Consider the following 14,472-nt stretch of genomic DNA (forward strand, 5'->3'; position numbering starts at 1 on the left):
CATCACTCGAAGGTGACGGTCGCGTTCTCGTTGTTGAGCACGATCACCGGCGTGATCGAGGGGTGTCCGGCGGCCTGGATCTTCGCGAGGTCGAAGCGCAGGAGCGGCGTGCCCGCCGTGACCTTCTGCCCCTTCTCGACGAGAGTCTGGAAACCGTCGCCCTTCATGCCGACCGTGTCGATGCCGACGTGGATGAGCAGCTCGGTGCCGTCGTCGAGGACGAGCGCCACCGCGTGGCTGCTGTCGAACGTGGCGCCGATGGTGCCGTCAGCGGGCGCGACCACGGTGTCGCCGGTCGGCTCGATCGCGACGCCCGGGCCCATGATCCCCTGCGCGAACGTCGGGTCGGGCACCGCCGTCAGGGCCACGACCCTTCCCTCGAGCGGCTGGCGGAGCTTGACGGTCGTCGTGGCGGGAGCGTCGGTCAGGACCGCGGTGCCGGCCGCAGCGGGAGCGATGGCCGGCTCGGGCGCAGCACCGGTCGGGGCTGCCACCTCGCCCGCGATGATCTGCTCCATCGCGTCTTTGACGAACTGGACGTTCGTGCCGTAGACCACCTGCACCGATTTGCCACCGGGCTTCATCGTGCCCGCCGCGCCCGCGCGCTTGAGGGCGGTGTCATCGACCTTGCTGACGTCGTCGATCTCCATTCGCAGGCGTGTCGCGCAGTTCTCGAGCTCGAGGATGTTCTCTTTGCCGCCGAGTGCGTCGATGAAGCGGCTGCCGGTGATGAGGTACTTGTCGTCCGCGGCGTGCGTGTCGTACTCGGTGCCCTCGCCGAGGATGTCGTCGTCCTCGCGGCCGGGCGTCTTCAGGTTGAACCGCTTGATGAAGAAGTAGAACACCCCGAAATAGATGAAGAACCAGAACACGCCCATCACGGGGATGAGCCACGGGTTCTGGGCCATCGGATTCATCCAGTTGAGGACGAGATCCACGAAGCCGCCCGAGAACCCGAAGCCCATGCGCACCGGCAAAAGCTGACTGATCGCCATCGAGATGCCGGTGAAGAGCGCGTGGGTCACGTACAGCACGGGCGCCAGGAACATGAAAGCGAACTCGAGCGGTTCGGTCACGCCCACGAAGAAGGACGAGACCGCGCCGGCGAACAGGATGCCGTAGGCGAGCTTCTTGCGCGTGGTCTTCGCGGTGAGATACATGGCGAGGGCGGCGCCGGGCAGACCGAACATCATGATCGGGAAGAACCCGGTCATGTACTGACCGGTCACGCCATACGTGCCTTCTCCGGAGAGGAAGTTGTTGAGGTCGTTGATGCCGGCGACGTCGAACCAGAACACCGAGTTGAGCGCGTGATGCAGGCCGACAGGAATGAGGAGCCGATTCAAGAAGCCGTAGATCCCTGTGCCGAAGGCTCCCAGCGTCACGATCCACTCACCGAATGTGACGAGTCCGCCGTACACCCACGGCCACACGAAGTACAGCGCGATGGCGACGACGAGCGAGATGCCCGCGGTGACGATCGCGACCGAACGCTTGCCCGAGAAGAACGACAGGGCGTCGGGCAGCTTGGTGTCCTTGAAGCGGTTGTAGCAGAACGCGCCGATCAGGCCGCAGATGATGCCGACGAAGACGTTCTGCACCTTCAAGAACGAGGGGTCGACCTCGTTGACGTCCGCCACGCCCGTGTACAGCGCCACCGTCTCCGGCTTGAGGAGCGTCGTCACCACGAGCCACGACACCAGCCCCGCCAGGGCTGACGTTCCGTCGGACTTCTGCGCCATGCCGAGCGCGATGCCGACGGCGAACAGCAGCGCCATGTTGTCCAGCAGCGATCCGCCCGCTGCGCCGAGGAAGGCTGAGGCGATGTTGGGACTCTTCCCGCCGTCGCTGATCCAGTACGAAATGCCGGACAGGATCGCAGCCACCGGGAGCACAGCCACCGGGAGCATGATCGATCTGCCGAGCCTCTGCAAGAACTTCATTGTTCGCCTCCAAAAGGCGCGAGGGACAGTTGCTGCCGCTGACGCTACAGCCAAACCACGGCGCGCGTCACTGGGTCCCCCTCCGAAAGTTAGGGGTATGAACGAATTTCTCATCGACCCGTGATCCGCACCAGGAGAGAAGTGAGGTCCGTCGCAACCCGGTGGGTTGCGACGGACCTCGATACGTAGGGCGGGTGGGACTTGAACCCACGATCGTCGGGTTATGAGCCCGCTGCCTTGACCAGCTTGGCCACCGCCCCGTGCGCGTCTGGCGCGCGGAGACGAGCCTACCTGCCCGCCGTGCCCCCGGGCTCGTCCGCGCGGTCCTTCACGGGCGGTTCGGGCCACACCTTGGCGACGGCCTCGGTCACCTTGATGGATCCCGTGCGCGGGTGTGCAGCATCCGCCGCCCCTCCGGCACTTCCCCGCTGGATCGGGAGCTCCTGGCTTTCGCTCAGCACCTGGGGATGATGGCGGGCGAGCTGGAATACGCCCCACACCGCGACCGCGCCGACCAGCGCGAACGAGATGTAGACCCACAGCGGTGCGCCTGCCGCCTCCTGCAGCACCGTCAGGCCGATGAAGATCGCGACGATCGGGTCGATGACGGTGAGGCCGGCGACGACGAGGTCGGGCGGCCCGGAGGCGTACGCGTTCTGCACGAAGTACGCGCCGACGATGGCGCCCGCGATGAGCGCAGCGAGGCACGTGAACGTGAGCCAGTTGAAGTCCTGCGACTGGATGCGCACGATCACGACCTTGGCCAGCGTCGCGACGAAGCCGTAGATGACGCCGGCGGCGATGATGTAGAAGAGCGCGCCCATGCGCGAGCGCAGCCAGATCCACAGGCCCGCGAAGACGACGGTGACGATCCCGAGCATCACCAGGATCGTGATGAGCTGGCCGTTCGACACCGGCTTCTCGGTCGCGAACAGCGCCGCGATGGTCACGAAGATGAAGATGCCGCCCACGCAGGCGCCGATCGCGGTCAGCGAGCGTCTGGTCGGTTTGTGCCCGCTGATCTGGGCGTTCAGCAGCGTCGTGATCACGAGGGCGATCGCCCCCAGAGGCTGCACGACGATGAGCGGCGCGAACGCGAGCGCCGAGAGCTGGCACACGATCGCGAGCCCCAGCATGACGGTCCCGATCACCCAGGACGGTCGCGAGAGCAGCTTCACCAGGTGGTTCGCGCCCAGCCCGCCGCTCCCCTGCGAGCCGTAGAGACGCTCGACCTTCGTCACGCCGCGGTGCTGGTACTGCGCGCCGAACGACATGAAGATCGCGCCGAGCAGGGCCAGCGGGATGCCGATGAGGATTCCGGGATTCTGGAACGCGCCGACGAGCTGATCGCCTACGTCCTCGAGCTCAACCGCCGTCCACACCACACATCGACACTAGCCGCAGGCACCGGTCGATAGGCTCAAGGCGTGGCTGTTCTCCCGATTCGCATCATGGGCGATCCCGTCCTGCACTCCCCCGCGTCCGCCGTCGAAGAGATCACGGACGAGATCCGCACCCTGGTCGCCGACATGTTCGAGACGATGGATGCGGCCCCCGGCGTGGGCCTCGCGGCCCCTCAGGTCGGCGTGCCGCTGCGCATCTACACGTACAACTACGCCGACGACGACGGTGCGCCCTGGCGTGGGGTGATCATCAACCCCGAGCTCTGGATGAAGCCGCTCGAGCCGGGTGCGCCCGACCCCGACGAGGAGTCCGAAGGATGCCTCTCGTTCCCCGGCGAGCGGTTCCCGCTGCGCCGGTCGGACGAGGTGCTGGTGACCGGAACGGACCTCGAGGGCGATCCCGTCCGCGTCCAGGTCGACGGCTGGCGGGCGCGCATCATGCAGCACGAGTTCGACCATCTCGACGGAATCCTCTACGTCGACCGTCTCGACGACGGCGACTGGAAGACCGTGCAGAAGCTCGCGCGCAAGCGGGGATGGGGGCGTCCCGGCAGCTCGTGGACGCCGGGCGTCGACCAGATCGACGCCTGAGTCGTCGCTCTCCTCTATACCCTCTAGGGGTATGCCGCTAGACTCGTCGAGACGCTGAGACCGCGTCCCGATGTGGAGGGGTGAACGGATGCCGCTTCTGCAGCCTGAACCTCGCCCGGCGCGGATCGGGCTCGGTGTGCACGCGATGATGATCGCGGCCATCGTGCTGGGACTGCTGGGGATGCACGTGCTCGCGTCCGAGGGACCTCACGCGGGGCACGGACCGTCGATGGCCGTGATGTCGGCCGAGCCCGACCCGGTGACCCATCACGGGCACGACGGCGCGATGACCGAGAAGGTCGGCACGCCGGCTGGGACCACCGTGCCGGGTGTGTGGGCGGTGATCTGCGTCCTCGCCCTCCTCCTCACCGTTGTTCTCGTCGCCCCGCTCGGCTCTTCGTGGCGGCTCGGTCGACGCGATGCGTCCCGGAGGGCGGCGGCCCTGGGCGCGCCCGACGACGCGCCGCGGCATCCACCCTCCCTTGCTCTTCTCTCGATCAGTCGGACGTGAGCGCCTCGGCGCCCGACCCGTCGGGCGCTCACGCGCCGCACCCTCACGACAGAGAGAAGAAGAGATGAACAACCACCGCAAGCGCGCCCTCGTCACCGCACTCCCCCTGGCCGTCGCGCTCGGACTGGCGGGGTGCGCGAATGTCACCGCCGGCCCGGGGTCGATGCCCGGGATGGACCACGGATCCCCGATGCCCTCGAGCTCGGCGACCTCCGTCTCGATGGCCGACCAGATGTTCGTGACCATGATGATCCCCCATCACCAGCAGGCGATCGAGATGTCCGAGCTCATTCTCGAGAAGGACGGGGTCGACACCCGCATCGTCGAGCTGGCGGAACGGATCAAGGCCGCCCAGGGGCCGGAGATCGAGCTCATGCAGGGGTGGCTCGACGACTGGGGCGTGCCGCACGACCCGGACGCATCGGGAGGCATGGATCACGGCGACGGGATGATGTCGGAGGCCGACATGACCGCGCTCCGCGAGGCCGCCGGCCCGGAAGCCGGTCGCCTGTTCCTCGAGCAGATGATCGCGCACCACGAGGGGGCCGTCGAGATGGCGGAAGCGGTGCTGTCCGACGGACAGGATCCGGACGTGCTCGCCCTCGCCGAGCGGATCATCGACCACCAGACCGCGGAGATCGCGGAGATGCAAGGACTCCTGGCGGGCGTCTGACGCGCGCGCAACGGCGTCGTGGTCCGCATCGTCCTTCGGTCCGGACCACGACCCGTCTGCGGTCAGGCAGAGGTCGCCGTGCTCCGGCGGTTCTGGCGCTCGACCCACCGGCGCAGCTCCGCATCTGCGCCGGGAGGCGCCTGGGCGATGACGTTCATGCCCTGCCGCACGAGGGTCGTGCCGATGCGCATCGGGCCCCACACGCGAGCGGTGGAGAGTTCTCCGGTGTCGACGTCGCGCACCTGCACCTGGGTGGTGTCGGTGCGCTTGCGCGCACCGGGCTTGCCCGCGACATGCTGCACGACGAGCACCGGAAGGTCGTGCGCGGCGGCGGTGGCGATCACCGAATCGAGATCGTGGGCGGCCCACTGCCGGCGGATGCCCCGCACGGTCCAGAGGGCGATCAGGACGACGGTGATCGTGGCGATGCCCGTGGGAACGAGCCAGAGGCTCGCCACGGCGGACAGCAGCGACCACAGCGCGATCCCCCGAACGGCGAGCAGGATCGCGATGATCGACGGCACGAGCGCGAGGAAGAGCCAGGGCGCCGGTGCGGAGACCGGGAACATCCAGGGATCCCCGCCGAACAGCACCACGAGCCCGACCCACAGCACGGCGCCGCCGAAGACGGCGAGGGCGATCAGAAGGGGGACCGAGCGATAGACGGGCGCCGGCGCAGGGACCCCTCCTTCGATGGCCAGACGCGGCGAAGGCTGCGCGCGAGCCGCCATGTGCACTCCTCGATGTGTTCCCCGGAGACGAAGAAAGCCTCGGGGGTGGAGCCCCGAGGCTTTCGCTCCCCCACTTGGACTCGAACCAAGAACCTATCGGTTAACAGCCGATTGCTCTGCCAATTGAGCTATGGAGGAATGTTCCGCACTCTCGTGCGGGCAACCAGTCCATACTAGCAAAGCTCGAGCCGTGCTCATGACCACGCGGGCCCGATCAGGAGTTGACGACGCGTCGATCGGCCTGCCCGTCGGGCGTCCACAGCAGATCCTCGGTGCCGTGCCCGAAGGCGACGGCGTGGCCCGCGCGCAGCACCAGGACGTCCGCGTCCAGCTCGTTCACGACCTCCGGCTCGTTGGTCACGACGAGGGCGGCCATGTCGAGCTCGCGTCGACGGCGGAGCACAGCTTCACGTGCGGCCTTGCGCACCTCGACGTCCATGTTGGCGAAGGGCTCGTCGGCGATCAGCACGCGGGGCTGCAGCACGAGGGCTCGGGCGAGCGCCACGCGCTGGCGCATGCCCGCGCTCAGTTCGTACGGGTACTTGGGCGCCGCGCCGAGGGGCAGCATGAGCTCGTCGAGCAGTGACGCCACCCGCACCGCGAGTGCTCGCGCGCTGACGTGCCGGTCGCGACTGGTGATCGGCTCGCCGATCACCTCGGCGACAGTGAGGCGGGCCGGAAGATGGGCGCCCGCGGCCTGTGGGACGTAGCCGGCGTAGTACGTGAGGTAGCGGTGGGCGCGGCCGGGACGGCGCACCGCGACGCCTTCCACGATGCCGCGGCCCCCGACGACAGCGAGGCCGGGCTCATCGGCGCCGGCCAGTACTGCGGCGAGCGACGACTTGCCGGAGCCTGTCGGGCCCATCAGCGCCAGGATGCCGCCGTGCGGCAGTCTGAACGACACACCGTCGACGACGCGCTGCGACGGACCGCCGCGACCGGAACGGGCGATCGACAGATCCGAACAGTCGATCGCGACATCCGCATCTCGCCGGTGAGCCATCTCCTCATCCTGCCTGCTGACAGGCGTCGACGCCAGCCGACGGCACCGGATCAGGAGGCCTCGTCCGCGAGGGCCTGACGCTGGGCGTCGAGCTCGCGCAGGCGCAGCCTGATGGTGCGGCCTTCCTCCGACTCCGCGGGCACGCGCTGGATCGCGCCGAGCAGCTCCGCCTTCTCGCGGTCGAACCCGCGCATCACCAGCCTGCGTGCGAGGTCGCTCGCCGAAGAGACCGCCTCGTCGTCGCTCAGCGCCGGGAAATCGGCGGCGAGCAGCTCCGCTGCGAGCGACCGGTAGGGCTCGCGGACGGTGGCGACGGCATCCACGGCCCAGCCGGGCCGCTGCATGCCGGCGGCGTCGCGCACGGCGATGCGCACGGCATCGAGTGCCGGGTGCCGGAACGGCAGGTCGAGGGCGCGCGCGACGAGCGACGGGTCCATGCGATGGCCGAACTGCAGCACGCCCATCACGGCGCCTCGCTCCAGCCCGACCTCCGGGGTGCGTGGCAGGGTTGCGAGCGTCACGCGCAGAGCGCCGTCGTCGACCGGCGGCTCCGCAGGCCCGGCCGGGCCGGGCGCGGCGTCGCGCCGGCCGCCCCCGCTGCTGCGACCCGCCCGCTCGACTTCACGGCGGACGTCCTCGGTGTCCATGCCGAGTCGCCTGGCCAGCACCCGCACGTACTCCGGCTGCAGCAGCGGGTCGCGCAGTTCCGCGACGACGGGTGCGGCGGTGCGCAGCGCGCCGACACGCCCTTCGACGCTGCGCAGGTCGTAGCCCGAGATGCGCTGGTCGAGCACGAACTCGACCATCGGCACCTTCGTCTCGAGGAGCGCCCGCACTGCGCCGTCGCCGCGCGCGAGGCGCAGATCGCACGGATCGAGTCCTTCCGGACCCGTGGCGACGTAGGTCTGCGCGTTGAACCGCTTGGCGTCGGCGAAGGCGCGCAGCGCCGCCTTCTGTCCCGCGGCATCCGGGTCGAAGGTGAACACGACCTCGCCGGCCGTGGAGTCGTCGCCCATCACGCGCCGGAGCACAGTGATGTGGTCGGAGCCGAATGCCGTGCCGCAGGTCGCGATCGCGGTCGTGATGCCCGCGAGATGGCACGCCATCACGTCGGTGTAGCCCTCGACCACGACGACCTGGTGCTGGCGGGACACCTCGCGCTTGGCGAGGTCGAGCCCGTAGAGCACCTGCGCCTTCTTGTAGATGGTCGTCTCGGGCGTGTTCAGGTACTTGGGGCCGTTGTCGTCGTCGAAGAGCTTGCGCGCCCCGAACCCGATCACCTGCCCGGTCACATCGCGGATGGGCCAGACCACGCGTCCGCGGAAGCGGTCGTACACGCCGCGCTGCCCCTGCGACACGAGGCCCGCGGACGAGAGCTCCTCGTCGGTGAAGCCCTGGGTGCGCAGCGCCTTGGTCATGCCCTCCCAGCCCTTCGGGGCGAATCCGACGCCGAAGTGGGCCGCGGCGCCGGCGTCGAAGCCGCGCTGACCGAGGAAGCGTCGCGCGATGTCGGCCTCGGGCGTCATGAGCTGCGCGCGGAAGAACTCCGCGGCCGCGGCGTTCGCCGCGTACAGGCGGGCGCGACCCGTGTGCTCGGGGGCGGCGCCGCCGTCCTCGTAATGCAGGGCGTAGCCGATGCGTCCGGCCAGGCGCTCGACGGCCTCGGTGAACGTCACATGGTCCATCGCACGCAGGAACGAGTACACATCTCCGGACTCGCCGCAGCCGAAGCAGTGGTAGAAACCGGCCTGGGGGCGCACATTGAAGCTCGGACTGCGCTCGTCGTGGAACGGGCAGAGCCCCTTCATCGAACCCACGCCGGCGGACTTCAGGGCGACCCGTTCTCCGATGATGTCGGCGATGTTCGTGCGCGCCTTGACCTCATCGACGTCCGCCTGGCGGATCCGCCCCGCCATCAGTGCGCCTCGGACGCGCGGAAGGCGCGGGAGGCCGTGTCCATGGGTCGTGCGCCGGGAGCCCATACGCCGACGGATGCCGCGTCCACAGGTCCTACGAGCGAACCGTGCCACGCGATCGCGAGCTGATCGGTGAGGCTGGCGACCTGGTCGACGATCACACGGCGGCGCGCCGCATCCGTGTCGGCCGCTGCGAAGTCCTCGGCGTGGAGCGCGTCGAGCGCGTCGGGGTGCTCCCACAGGGCTGTCGCGACGCGCTTGAGGACGCGTCGCTGCTCCTTGTAGAGGTCCTTGCGACCTTCGATCGACACGACCGCGGCGCCGATGATGCCCTTGAGCACTGCCATCTCGGCCTCGACGATGCGGGGCACGATGAGGTGGCCGCGGTAACGGGTGAGCACGGATGTCGCGTACGACTCGCGTGTCGCCGTCGTCGCGGCGCGCGCGAAGCGGCCGATGAGGTCGGAGGTGAGGTTCTTCAGCCGCGCGAGCGCGGCGCGGGTGCCGTCGAAGGAATCGATCCACTCGGGCATGCGGGTGAGGCGGAAGAGCGCGTCCTCGAGTTCGTCGCGGGCGAAGTCGAAGCCGACCCACGACTGGATCGCGGTGAGGAGCCATTCGTGCTCGCGCGGGTCGACCAGGCGCGCCGGGTCGAGGTAGCCGTTGACGACCGCGTCCTCGAAGTCATGGACCGAGTAGGCGATGTCGTCGGAGAGGTCCATGACCTCGGCCTCGATGCAGCGGAGCCGGCCCGGTGCGCCCTCGCGCACCCAGCGGAACACCTCTTCGTCTTCGGGGTACACGCCGAACTTGAGCCGGCCGCCGGGATCGGGCAGCGGGTGATCGGCCGTCCACGGGTACTTGCAGGCGGCGTCGAGGCTCGCCCGCGTGAGATTGAGTCCGAAGCTGCGCCCGTCGGCGTCGACCACTTTGGGCTCGAGCCGTGTGAGGATGCGCAGCGTCTGCGCGTTGCCCTCGAAGCCGCCGACGTCCTCGGCCCACTCGTTCATGGCCCGCTCGCCGTTGTGGCCGAAGGGCGGGTGTCCGAGATCGTGGCTGAGGCAGGCGGTGTCGACGACATCGGCGGCGAGGTCGAGGGCCGTCGCCAGCTCGCGGCCGACCTGGGCGACCTCGAGCGAGTGGGTGAGGCGGTTCCGCGCGAAGTCTGCGGGACTGGCGGGACTGAGCACCTGGGTCTTCGCGGCGAGTCGGCGCAGCGCGGCCGAGTGCAGCACACGCGCGCGGTCGCGCGCGAAGTCGTCGCGCTGTGAGCGGTGGCGCTCGGCATGGAAGCGGGCGGCATCGGCGTCGTCGTAGCCCATCGGGCGCTCGGACGCGCCGGCCAGATCACCCGCCACTGTGGTCGAGTTCCGCTTCGGCGATGGCGGTGGTGGCCTCGGCGCTGAGCTCGCGCGATTCGAGCCAGCGGTCGGGCAGAGCGGGGCGCTTCGGGGTTCCGGCGCGACCTCGCTGCCCTTCGGCCGCCGCGCCCGGGTACGGGGCGTCGGCATCGAGGGTGGCGAGCAGGTCGTCGATCTCGGCGAGGCTCGATGCGGTGGCGAGGCTCGCGCGGAGCTCTCCGCCCACCGGATAGCCCTTGAAGTACCACGCGACGTGCTTGCGGATGTCACGGCAGCCGCGGCCCTCGTCCTCGAAGAACTCGACGAGCAGCTCGGCGTGACGGCGGAACGCGCGCGAGACGAAACCGAGGGTCGCGTCGACCGGCTCGGCCGGTGCGGCGCCGGGGCCGCCGAGCGCGCGGGCGAGATCGCCGAACAGCCACGGACGGCCGAGGCAGCCGCGACCGACGACGACGCCGTCGCACCCGGTCTCGTCCATCATGCGCACCGCGTCGTCGGCCGACCAGATGTCGCCGTTGCCGAGCACCGGGACGCTGGTGACCGTCTCTTTGAGCCGGGCGATCGCGGACCAGTCCGCCTGGCCGGAGTAGAACTCCGACGCGGTGCGGGCGTGCAGGGCGACGGCAGCCACGCCGGCGTCCTCCGCGATGCGTCCGGCGTCGAGGTAGGTGAGGTGGTCGGCGTCGATGCCTTTGCGCATCTTCACCGTGAGGGGGATGTCCCCGGCGGCGCGGGCGGCGCGCGTCACGATGTCGCGGAACAGGCCGAGCTTCCACGGGAGGGCCGCTCCCCCGCCCTTGCGGGTGACCTTCGGGACGGGGCATCCGAAATTCAGATCGATGTGATCGGCGCGATCCTCTTCGACGAGGAGGCGCACAGCGGCCTCCGTCGTCGCAGGATCGACGCCGTACAGCTGGATCGAGCGGGGCGTCTCGGACTCGTGGTGGGTGATCAGGCGCATCGTCGTCGCGTTGCGCTCGACGAGGGCGCGCGTCGTGATCATCTCGCTGACGTAGAGACCGGCCCCGTATTCGCGGCAGAGGCGCCGGAATGCGGTGTTCGTGATGCCCGCCATCGGCGCGAGCACCACGGGGGCGTCGAGTTCGATGGGCCCGATGCGCAGCGTCGGCGCAGGGGCGAGGGCAGTAGTCACGCGTTCCATTCTCTTACAGGAATCCGTCCCTTGGCTGAACGGCCGCGCCCCTGTGCACAGGGCTTAGCCTGGGGGGATGACCGAGGCCACGATCACCGACCTGCGCGAGATCCCCTTCACCACCGCCGACGGCGGCACCGCGACCCTCTCCGAGTACGGCGACCAGGTGCTCCTCGTCGTCAACGTCGCGTCCAAGTGCGGCCTGACTCCGCAGTACGAGCAGCTCGAGCAGCTGCAGCGGGCGTACGCCGACCGCGGCTTCACCGTGCTGGGCTTCCCCTGCAACCAGTTCATGGGGCAGGAGCCGGGGTCGATGGAGGAGATCCTCGAATACTGCTCGGTCACGTGGGGTGTGACGTTCCCCGTCTTCGACAAGGTCCGGGTGAACGGCCCCGGCGCCGCTCCGGTCTACAAGGCGCTGAAGAAGTCGCGCGATGCCGAGGGCAAGAAGGGCCCGATCGTCTGGAACTTCGAGAAGTTCGTCCTGACGCCGGAGGGCGGCATCCACCGCTTCCGCCCGAACGTCAAGCCCGACGACCCGGCGATCGTCGAGGTCATCGAGGCGAACCTGCCTCGCTGACCCGCAGACATCGAACGGGCCCGCCGCGACGAATCGCGGCGGGCCCGTTCTCGATTCGGAGGTTCAGGCGTCGACGTCGGCGGGCTCGCGGTGCTCGGACCACACCTGCCGCACGATCTGCGCGAAGGCCTCAGCGGGCTGCGCACCCGACACTCCGTACTTGCCGTCGATCACGAAGAAGGGCACCCCGTTGATGCCGTAGGCCGTGGCCTGCGCCTGGTCGGCACGCACCGCGTCGAGGTAGCGGCCGCTCTCGAGGGCCTCCCGGGCGGCGTCGGCGTCGAGTCCGGCATCGGTGGCGAGGTCGACCAGTTCGTCCTGTCGCCCGAGGTGGCGCCCCTCGGTGAAGTACGCGGCCATGAGGCGCTCGGCCAGCTCGTGCTGGCGGCCGTGCTCCTTCGCGAAGTGCAGGAGCTCGTGGGCCTTCACGGTGTTGGTGTGCTTGAGGAGGTCGAACCGGTACTCCAGCCCGGCGTCGGCGGCGACGCCGGTCACGCGCTCGAGCATCTGCTGCACCTGCGCGCGCGGCATGCCCTTGTGCTTCGCGAGGAAGTCGAGCTCATCGCCCTCGAAATCGACGGGCGTGTCGGGCGACAGCTCGAACGAGTGGTACGTCACCTCCACGGCGGGGGCGTCGTCGTCCGCGGATGCCGCGGCCAGTCCGTTCTCGAGGTTGCGCTTGCCGATGTAGCACCAGGGGCAGGCGATGTCGCTCCACACGTCGATCTTGATGGCGTCCGTCATGCTGAGGACAACCGCGCGCGTCCGCGCATCTATTCCGCCGAATGCGTCGGTCCGGTGCGGATGCTCAGGGAACGGGCGGATCGGCGTCGGGCACGAACCGGAACCGCACCCGCACGTCGTCGTACGGCACCACCAGGGTCGAGGCATCCGGCGACCAGGCGTCGGGCACGAGGTAGAGGCGCCCGCCGCCCTGCGCGAGCAGCCTCAGCCCGAAGTATCGGTATGCGAACGTCTGCGGCGAGGCCGCGGGATCTTCGACGGATGCCTCGTCCCCGAGCTGCTGGAAGGTGATCGCGTCGTTGCCCGGATAGAGCCGCTCGGGGGTGTCGAGCACGACGGCGGGGAGCGTCGTGAGGTCGGCGGCGAGCGAGCGGGCCTGCCCGAGGCCCCACCACTGCGCGATGGTCGCTGTTGACCAGAACGTGCCGGCGATCATCACCAGGACGAGGAGCACGACGACGCCTCGCCCGCCGCTCGAGCGGTCGAGGGCGCGCACGGTGGCCGAGGCGTAGGCCGCGAGGCCCGCGCCGATCGCGAGGAACAGCGGGGTGAGGAGCCGGCCGTACGTCCATCCCGGCAGGAACGGCACGAGGAAGGCCAGGACGAGGCCCGCGAGGATGAAGCCGATCCCGGTCCAGGCGAGGATGCCGATCACACGCCGTTGCGCGGGGCGCTCCTGGGCCAGCAGCCCTTTCCGCAGGGCGCGATGGCCGAGGATCGCGGCGGCGGCGAGCAGGGTGAGGACCATGACCGGGATGAACAGTGCGCCGGGGCTGCGCATCACGAACTCCTGCGAGCTCAGCCCGATGATGTCGACGTCGACGCCGAAGTACCGGAAGAACTCGCGCGTCGACACGTAGCCGAAGTAGAAGAGCAGCGCGGTGACCAGGGTGAGCGGAGCCACGAAGGAGGAGAGGAAGCCCATCCACTTCTCGAAGCCGAGCCCGGGGTCGACCCGGAGCGGCTCCTCGGCCGTCGGCGCGGAGGGCCCGGCGGGTGCGGGGGCGCCGTGGCCCGCGGCATCCGCTGCTGTCGGGGCCGGAGGTTCGGGCGATGCTGCGGCAGGCGGGTGAGCTGCCATCAGCCGTCCACCTCTGTGGTGGGCGTGTCGGAGGGCTGCGGCTCCTGCTGCTGATCCGGGTCGTCGACCTGCTCCTGGTCATGCTCGGCGGTCGGTTCCGGGTCGTTGACGATGATCGGGGGTCCCGGGTCGACCTCGCGCGCCGCGACCTGGTCGCAGATCTGGGCGGTCGGGCACTCGAGAGTGCCGCGGAAGGTGATCGTGGTGCCGTCCTGGAAGTCGCCGCCGGGGCGCAGGACGAGGCTGCAGAAGATGCCGGACTCGTTCGCCGCGACGGGCATGCCGAGGCAGGAGCGGTCCGCGCCGCGGGTTCCGCAGACGCCGCCGTCGACCCGCAGGCCGGGTCGATCGGTCACCGCGTTCTCGAACGTGAAGCTGACGCCGTCCGGCACCGCGTCGCCGCCCCAGAACACCGCGATCGTCTTGCACCAGACCCCCGGCTCGAGGACCTCGGCGGTGCCCTGGTCGCCGTAGGCCGGTCCGCCGTACTGGGCGACGGGGCCGGTGCGGACGCGGTCCTGGGCGGGATCCTCTCCGCCGTCGGAATCCGCCTGGCCCTGGTCCTCACCGCCGGTGTCGGTCTCCCCTTCGGCGGTGGCCTCTTCGGTGGCGTCGGTGGACGGGGAAGGGCTTGCCGTCGTCGTGCGTCCCGCGTCCTCGGTGGTCACCGGCGTCCCGCACCCCACCAGGGCGAAGGCCGCGACAAGGCTCAGGATCGCGGCGAGGCCCACCCGAGGCCCTGACAGCGCCATGACGCGCCTCCTGACCGGCCGCATGCGCGG

At 69.7% G+C, this 14,472-nt stretch carries 14 protein-coding genes and 2 tRNA genes; 4 read left to right on the forward strand and 12 right to left on the reverse strand.

The genetic code is table 11. From position 1 onward, the window contains the following. Nucleotides 1–2: 2 nt before the first annotated feature. From nagE to Q9R33_RS09565, 3 genes are all read right to left on the reverse strand, one after another. Nucleotides 3–1,943, reverse strand: a complete 1,941-nt coding sequence (gene nagE / locus Q9R33_RS09555) for an N-acetylglucosamine-specific PTS transporter subunit IIBC (RefSeq protein ID WP_056367360.1) — start codon at nt 1,941–1,943, stop codon at nt 3–5. Nucleotides 1,944–2,129: 186 nt separating this feature from the next. Then, nucleotides 2,130–2,203 (reverse strand) — tRNA-Ile (locus tag Q9R33_RS09560). 27 nt (nt 2,204–2,230) lie between these two features. Next, nucleotides 2,231–3,328 (reverse strand): DMT family transporter, encoded by a 1,098-nt coding sequence (locus Q9R33_RS09565; protein ID WP_056367361.1) that lies wholly within the window; start codon nt 3,326–3,328, stop codon nt 2,231–2,233. 42 nt (nt 3,329–3,370) lie between these two features. On the opposite strand from Q9R33_RS09565, the gene def reads away from it, so the two are divergent. The 3 genes from def (at nt 3,371) to Q9R33_RS09580 (ending at nt 5,121) form a co-directional block, all read left to right on the forward strand. Next, complete coding sequence (gene def / locus Q9R33_RS09570) at nt 3,371–3,937, forward strand: peptide deformylase (RefSeq protein WP_310246737.1); 567 nt, start codon at nt 3,371–3,373, stop codon at nt 3,935–3,937. A gap of 88 nt (nt 3,938–4,025) precedes the next feature. Continuing rightward, nucleotides 4,026–4,448, forward strand: coding sequence for a DUF6153 family protein (locus Q9R33_RS09575; RefSeq protein WP_311293600.1), 423 nt, complete (start codon nt 4,026–4,028; stop codon nt 4,446–4,448). 64 nt (nt 4,449–4,512) lie between these two features. Continuing rightward, nucleotides 4,513–5,121 (forward strand): DUF305 domain-containing protein, encoded by a 609-nt coding sequence (locus Q9R33_RS09580; protein ID WP_311293601.1) that lies wholly within the window; start codon nt 4,513–4,515, stop codon nt 5,119–5,121. Between the two features lie 62 nt (nt 5,122–5,183). On the opposite strand, the gene Q9R33_RS09585 is transcribed toward Q9R33_RS09580, so the two are convergent. The 6 genes from Q9R33_RS09585 to dusB all read right to left on the reverse strand — a co-directional run bounded on the left by Q9R33_RS09585 (nt 5,184) and on the right by dusB (nt 11,285). Next, nucleotides 5,184–5,852: a hypothetical protein gene (locus Q9R33_RS09585; RefSeq protein WP_311293602.1), complete on the reverse strand. Its 669-nt coding sequence runs from the start codon at nt 5,850–5,852 to the stop codon at nt 5,184–5,186. A gap of 65 nt (nt 5,853–5,917) precedes the next feature. Beyond that, nucleotides 5,918–5,990, reverse strand: a tRNA-Asn gene (locus tag Q9R33_RS09590). Between the two features lie 76 nt (nt 5,991–6,066). After that, on the reverse strand, nt 6,067–6,855 hold the full coding sequence (locus Q9R33_RS09595) for an ATP-binding cassette domain-containing protein (protein ID WP_056367365.1): 789 nt from the start codon (nt 6,853–6,855) through the stop codon (nt 6,067–6,069). A 50-nt stretch (nt 6,856–6,905) separates the two neighbouring features. Further along, nucleotides 6,906–8,771 (reverse strand): DNA primase, encoded by a 1,866-nt coding sequence (dnaG, locus tag Q9R33_RS09600; RefSeq protein ID WP_311293603.1) that lies wholly within the window; start codon nt 8,769–8,771, stop codon nt 6,906–6,908. After that, the gene (locus Q9R33_RS09605) at nt 8,771–10,129 is read right to left on the reverse strand and encodes a deoxyguanosinetriphosphate triphosphohydrolase (RefSeq protein ID WP_056367367.1); all 1,359 of its coding nucleotides are present in this window, start codon (nt 10,127–10,129) and stop codon (nt 8,771–8,773) included. The genes dnaG and Q9R33_RS09605 overlap by 1 nt, the downstream gene beginning before the upstream one ends. Then, complete coding sequence (gene dusB / locus Q9R33_RS09610; RefSeq protein ID WP_056368277.1) at nt 10,119–11,285, reverse strand: tRNA dihydrouridine synthase DusB; 1,167 nt, start codon at nt 11,283–11,285, stop codon at nt 10,119–10,121. Before dusB ends, Q9R33_RS09605 begins: the two co-directional genes overlap by 11 nt. Nucleotides 11,286–11,361: 76 nt before the next feature. Here dusB and Q9R33_RS09615 point away from each other — a divergent pair, with 76 nt between their 5' ends. Continuing rightward, nucleotides 11,362–11,865: a glutathione peroxidase gene (locus Q9R33_RS09615; RefSeq protein ID WP_311293604.1), complete on the forward strand. Its 504-nt coding sequence runs from the start codon at nt 11,362–11,364 to the stop codon at nt 11,863–11,865. 63 nt (nt 11,866–11,928) lie between these two features. Here Q9R33_RS09615 and Q9R33_RS09620 read toward each other — a convergent pair whose 3' ends face one another. The 3 genes from Q9R33_RS09620 to Q9R33_RS09630 form a co-directional block, all read right to left on the reverse strand. Continuing rightward, nucleotides 11,929–12,609: a DsbA family protein gene (locus Q9R33_RS09620; protein ID WP_056367369.1), complete on the reverse strand. Its 681-nt coding sequence runs from the start codon at nt 12,607–12,609 to the stop codon at nt 11,929–11,931. A 64-nt stretch (nt 12,610–12,673) separates the two neighbouring features. Continuing rightward, nucleotides 12,674–13,690, reverse strand: a complete 1,017-nt coding sequence (locus Q9R33_RS09625; RefSeq protein WP_311293605.1) for a hypothetical protein — start codon at nt 13,688–13,690, stop codon at nt 12,674–12,676. After that, entirely contained in the window at nt 13,690–14,442 is a 753-nt protein-coding gene (locus Q9R33_RS09630; RefSeq protein WP_311293606.1) for a hypothetical protein, read from the reverse strand. Before Q9R33_RS09630 ends, Q9R33_RS09625 begins: the two co-directional genes overlap by 1 nt. Between the last annotated feature and the right edge of the window lie 30 nt (nt 14,443–14,472).

The sequence above is a fragment of the Microbacterium sp. PRC9 genome, assembly GCF_031844125.1.
Lineage (GTDB): Bacteria > Actinomycetota > Actinomycetes > Actinomycetales > Microbacteriaceae > Microbacterium.

Bases quoted from the DNA above. Each gene is read 5' to 3' on its own strand.
- nagE (WP_056367360.1), bottom strand. From the start codon at position 1,943: ATGAAGTTCTTGCAGAGGCTCGGCAGATCGATCATGCTCCCGGTGGCT.
- Q9R33_RS09615 (WP_311293604.1), top strand. From the start codon at position 11,362: ATGACCGAGGCCACGATCACCGACCTGCGCGAGATCCCCTTCACCACC.
- Q9R33_RS09625 (WP_311293605.1), bottom strand. From the start codon at position 13,690: ATGGCAGCTCACCCGCCTGCCGCAGCATCGCCCGAACCTCCGGCCCCG.
- Q9R33_RS09580 (WP_311293601.1), top strand. From the start codon at position 4,513: ATGAACAACCACCGCAAGCGCGCCCTCGTCACCGCACTCCCCCTGGCC.
- dnaG (WP_311293603.1), bottom strand. From the start codon at position 8,771: ATGGCGGGGCGGATCCGCCAGGCGGACGTCGATGAGGTCAAGGCGCGC.
- Q9R33_RS09575 (WP_311293600.1), top strand. From the start codon at position 4,026: ATGCCGCTTCTGCAGCCTGAACCTCGCCCGGCGCGGATCGGGCTCGGT.
- Q9R33_RS09620 (WP_056367369.1), bottom strand. From the start codon at position 12,609: ATGACGGACGCCATCAAGATCGACGTGTGGAGCGACATCGCCTGCCCC.
- Q9R33_RS09630 (WP_311293606.1), bottom strand. From the start codon at position 14,442: ATGGCGCTGTCAGGGCCTCGGGTGGGCCTCGCCGCGATCCTGAGCCTT.
- Q9R33_RS09585 (WP_311293602.1), bottom strand. From the start codon at position 5,852: ATGGCGGCTCGCGCGCAGCCTTCGCCGCGTCTGGCCATCGAAGGAGGG.
- Q9R33_RS09595 (WP_056367365.1), bottom strand. From the start codon at position 6,855: ATGGCTCACCGGCGAGATGCGGATGTCGCGATCGACTGTTCGGATCTG.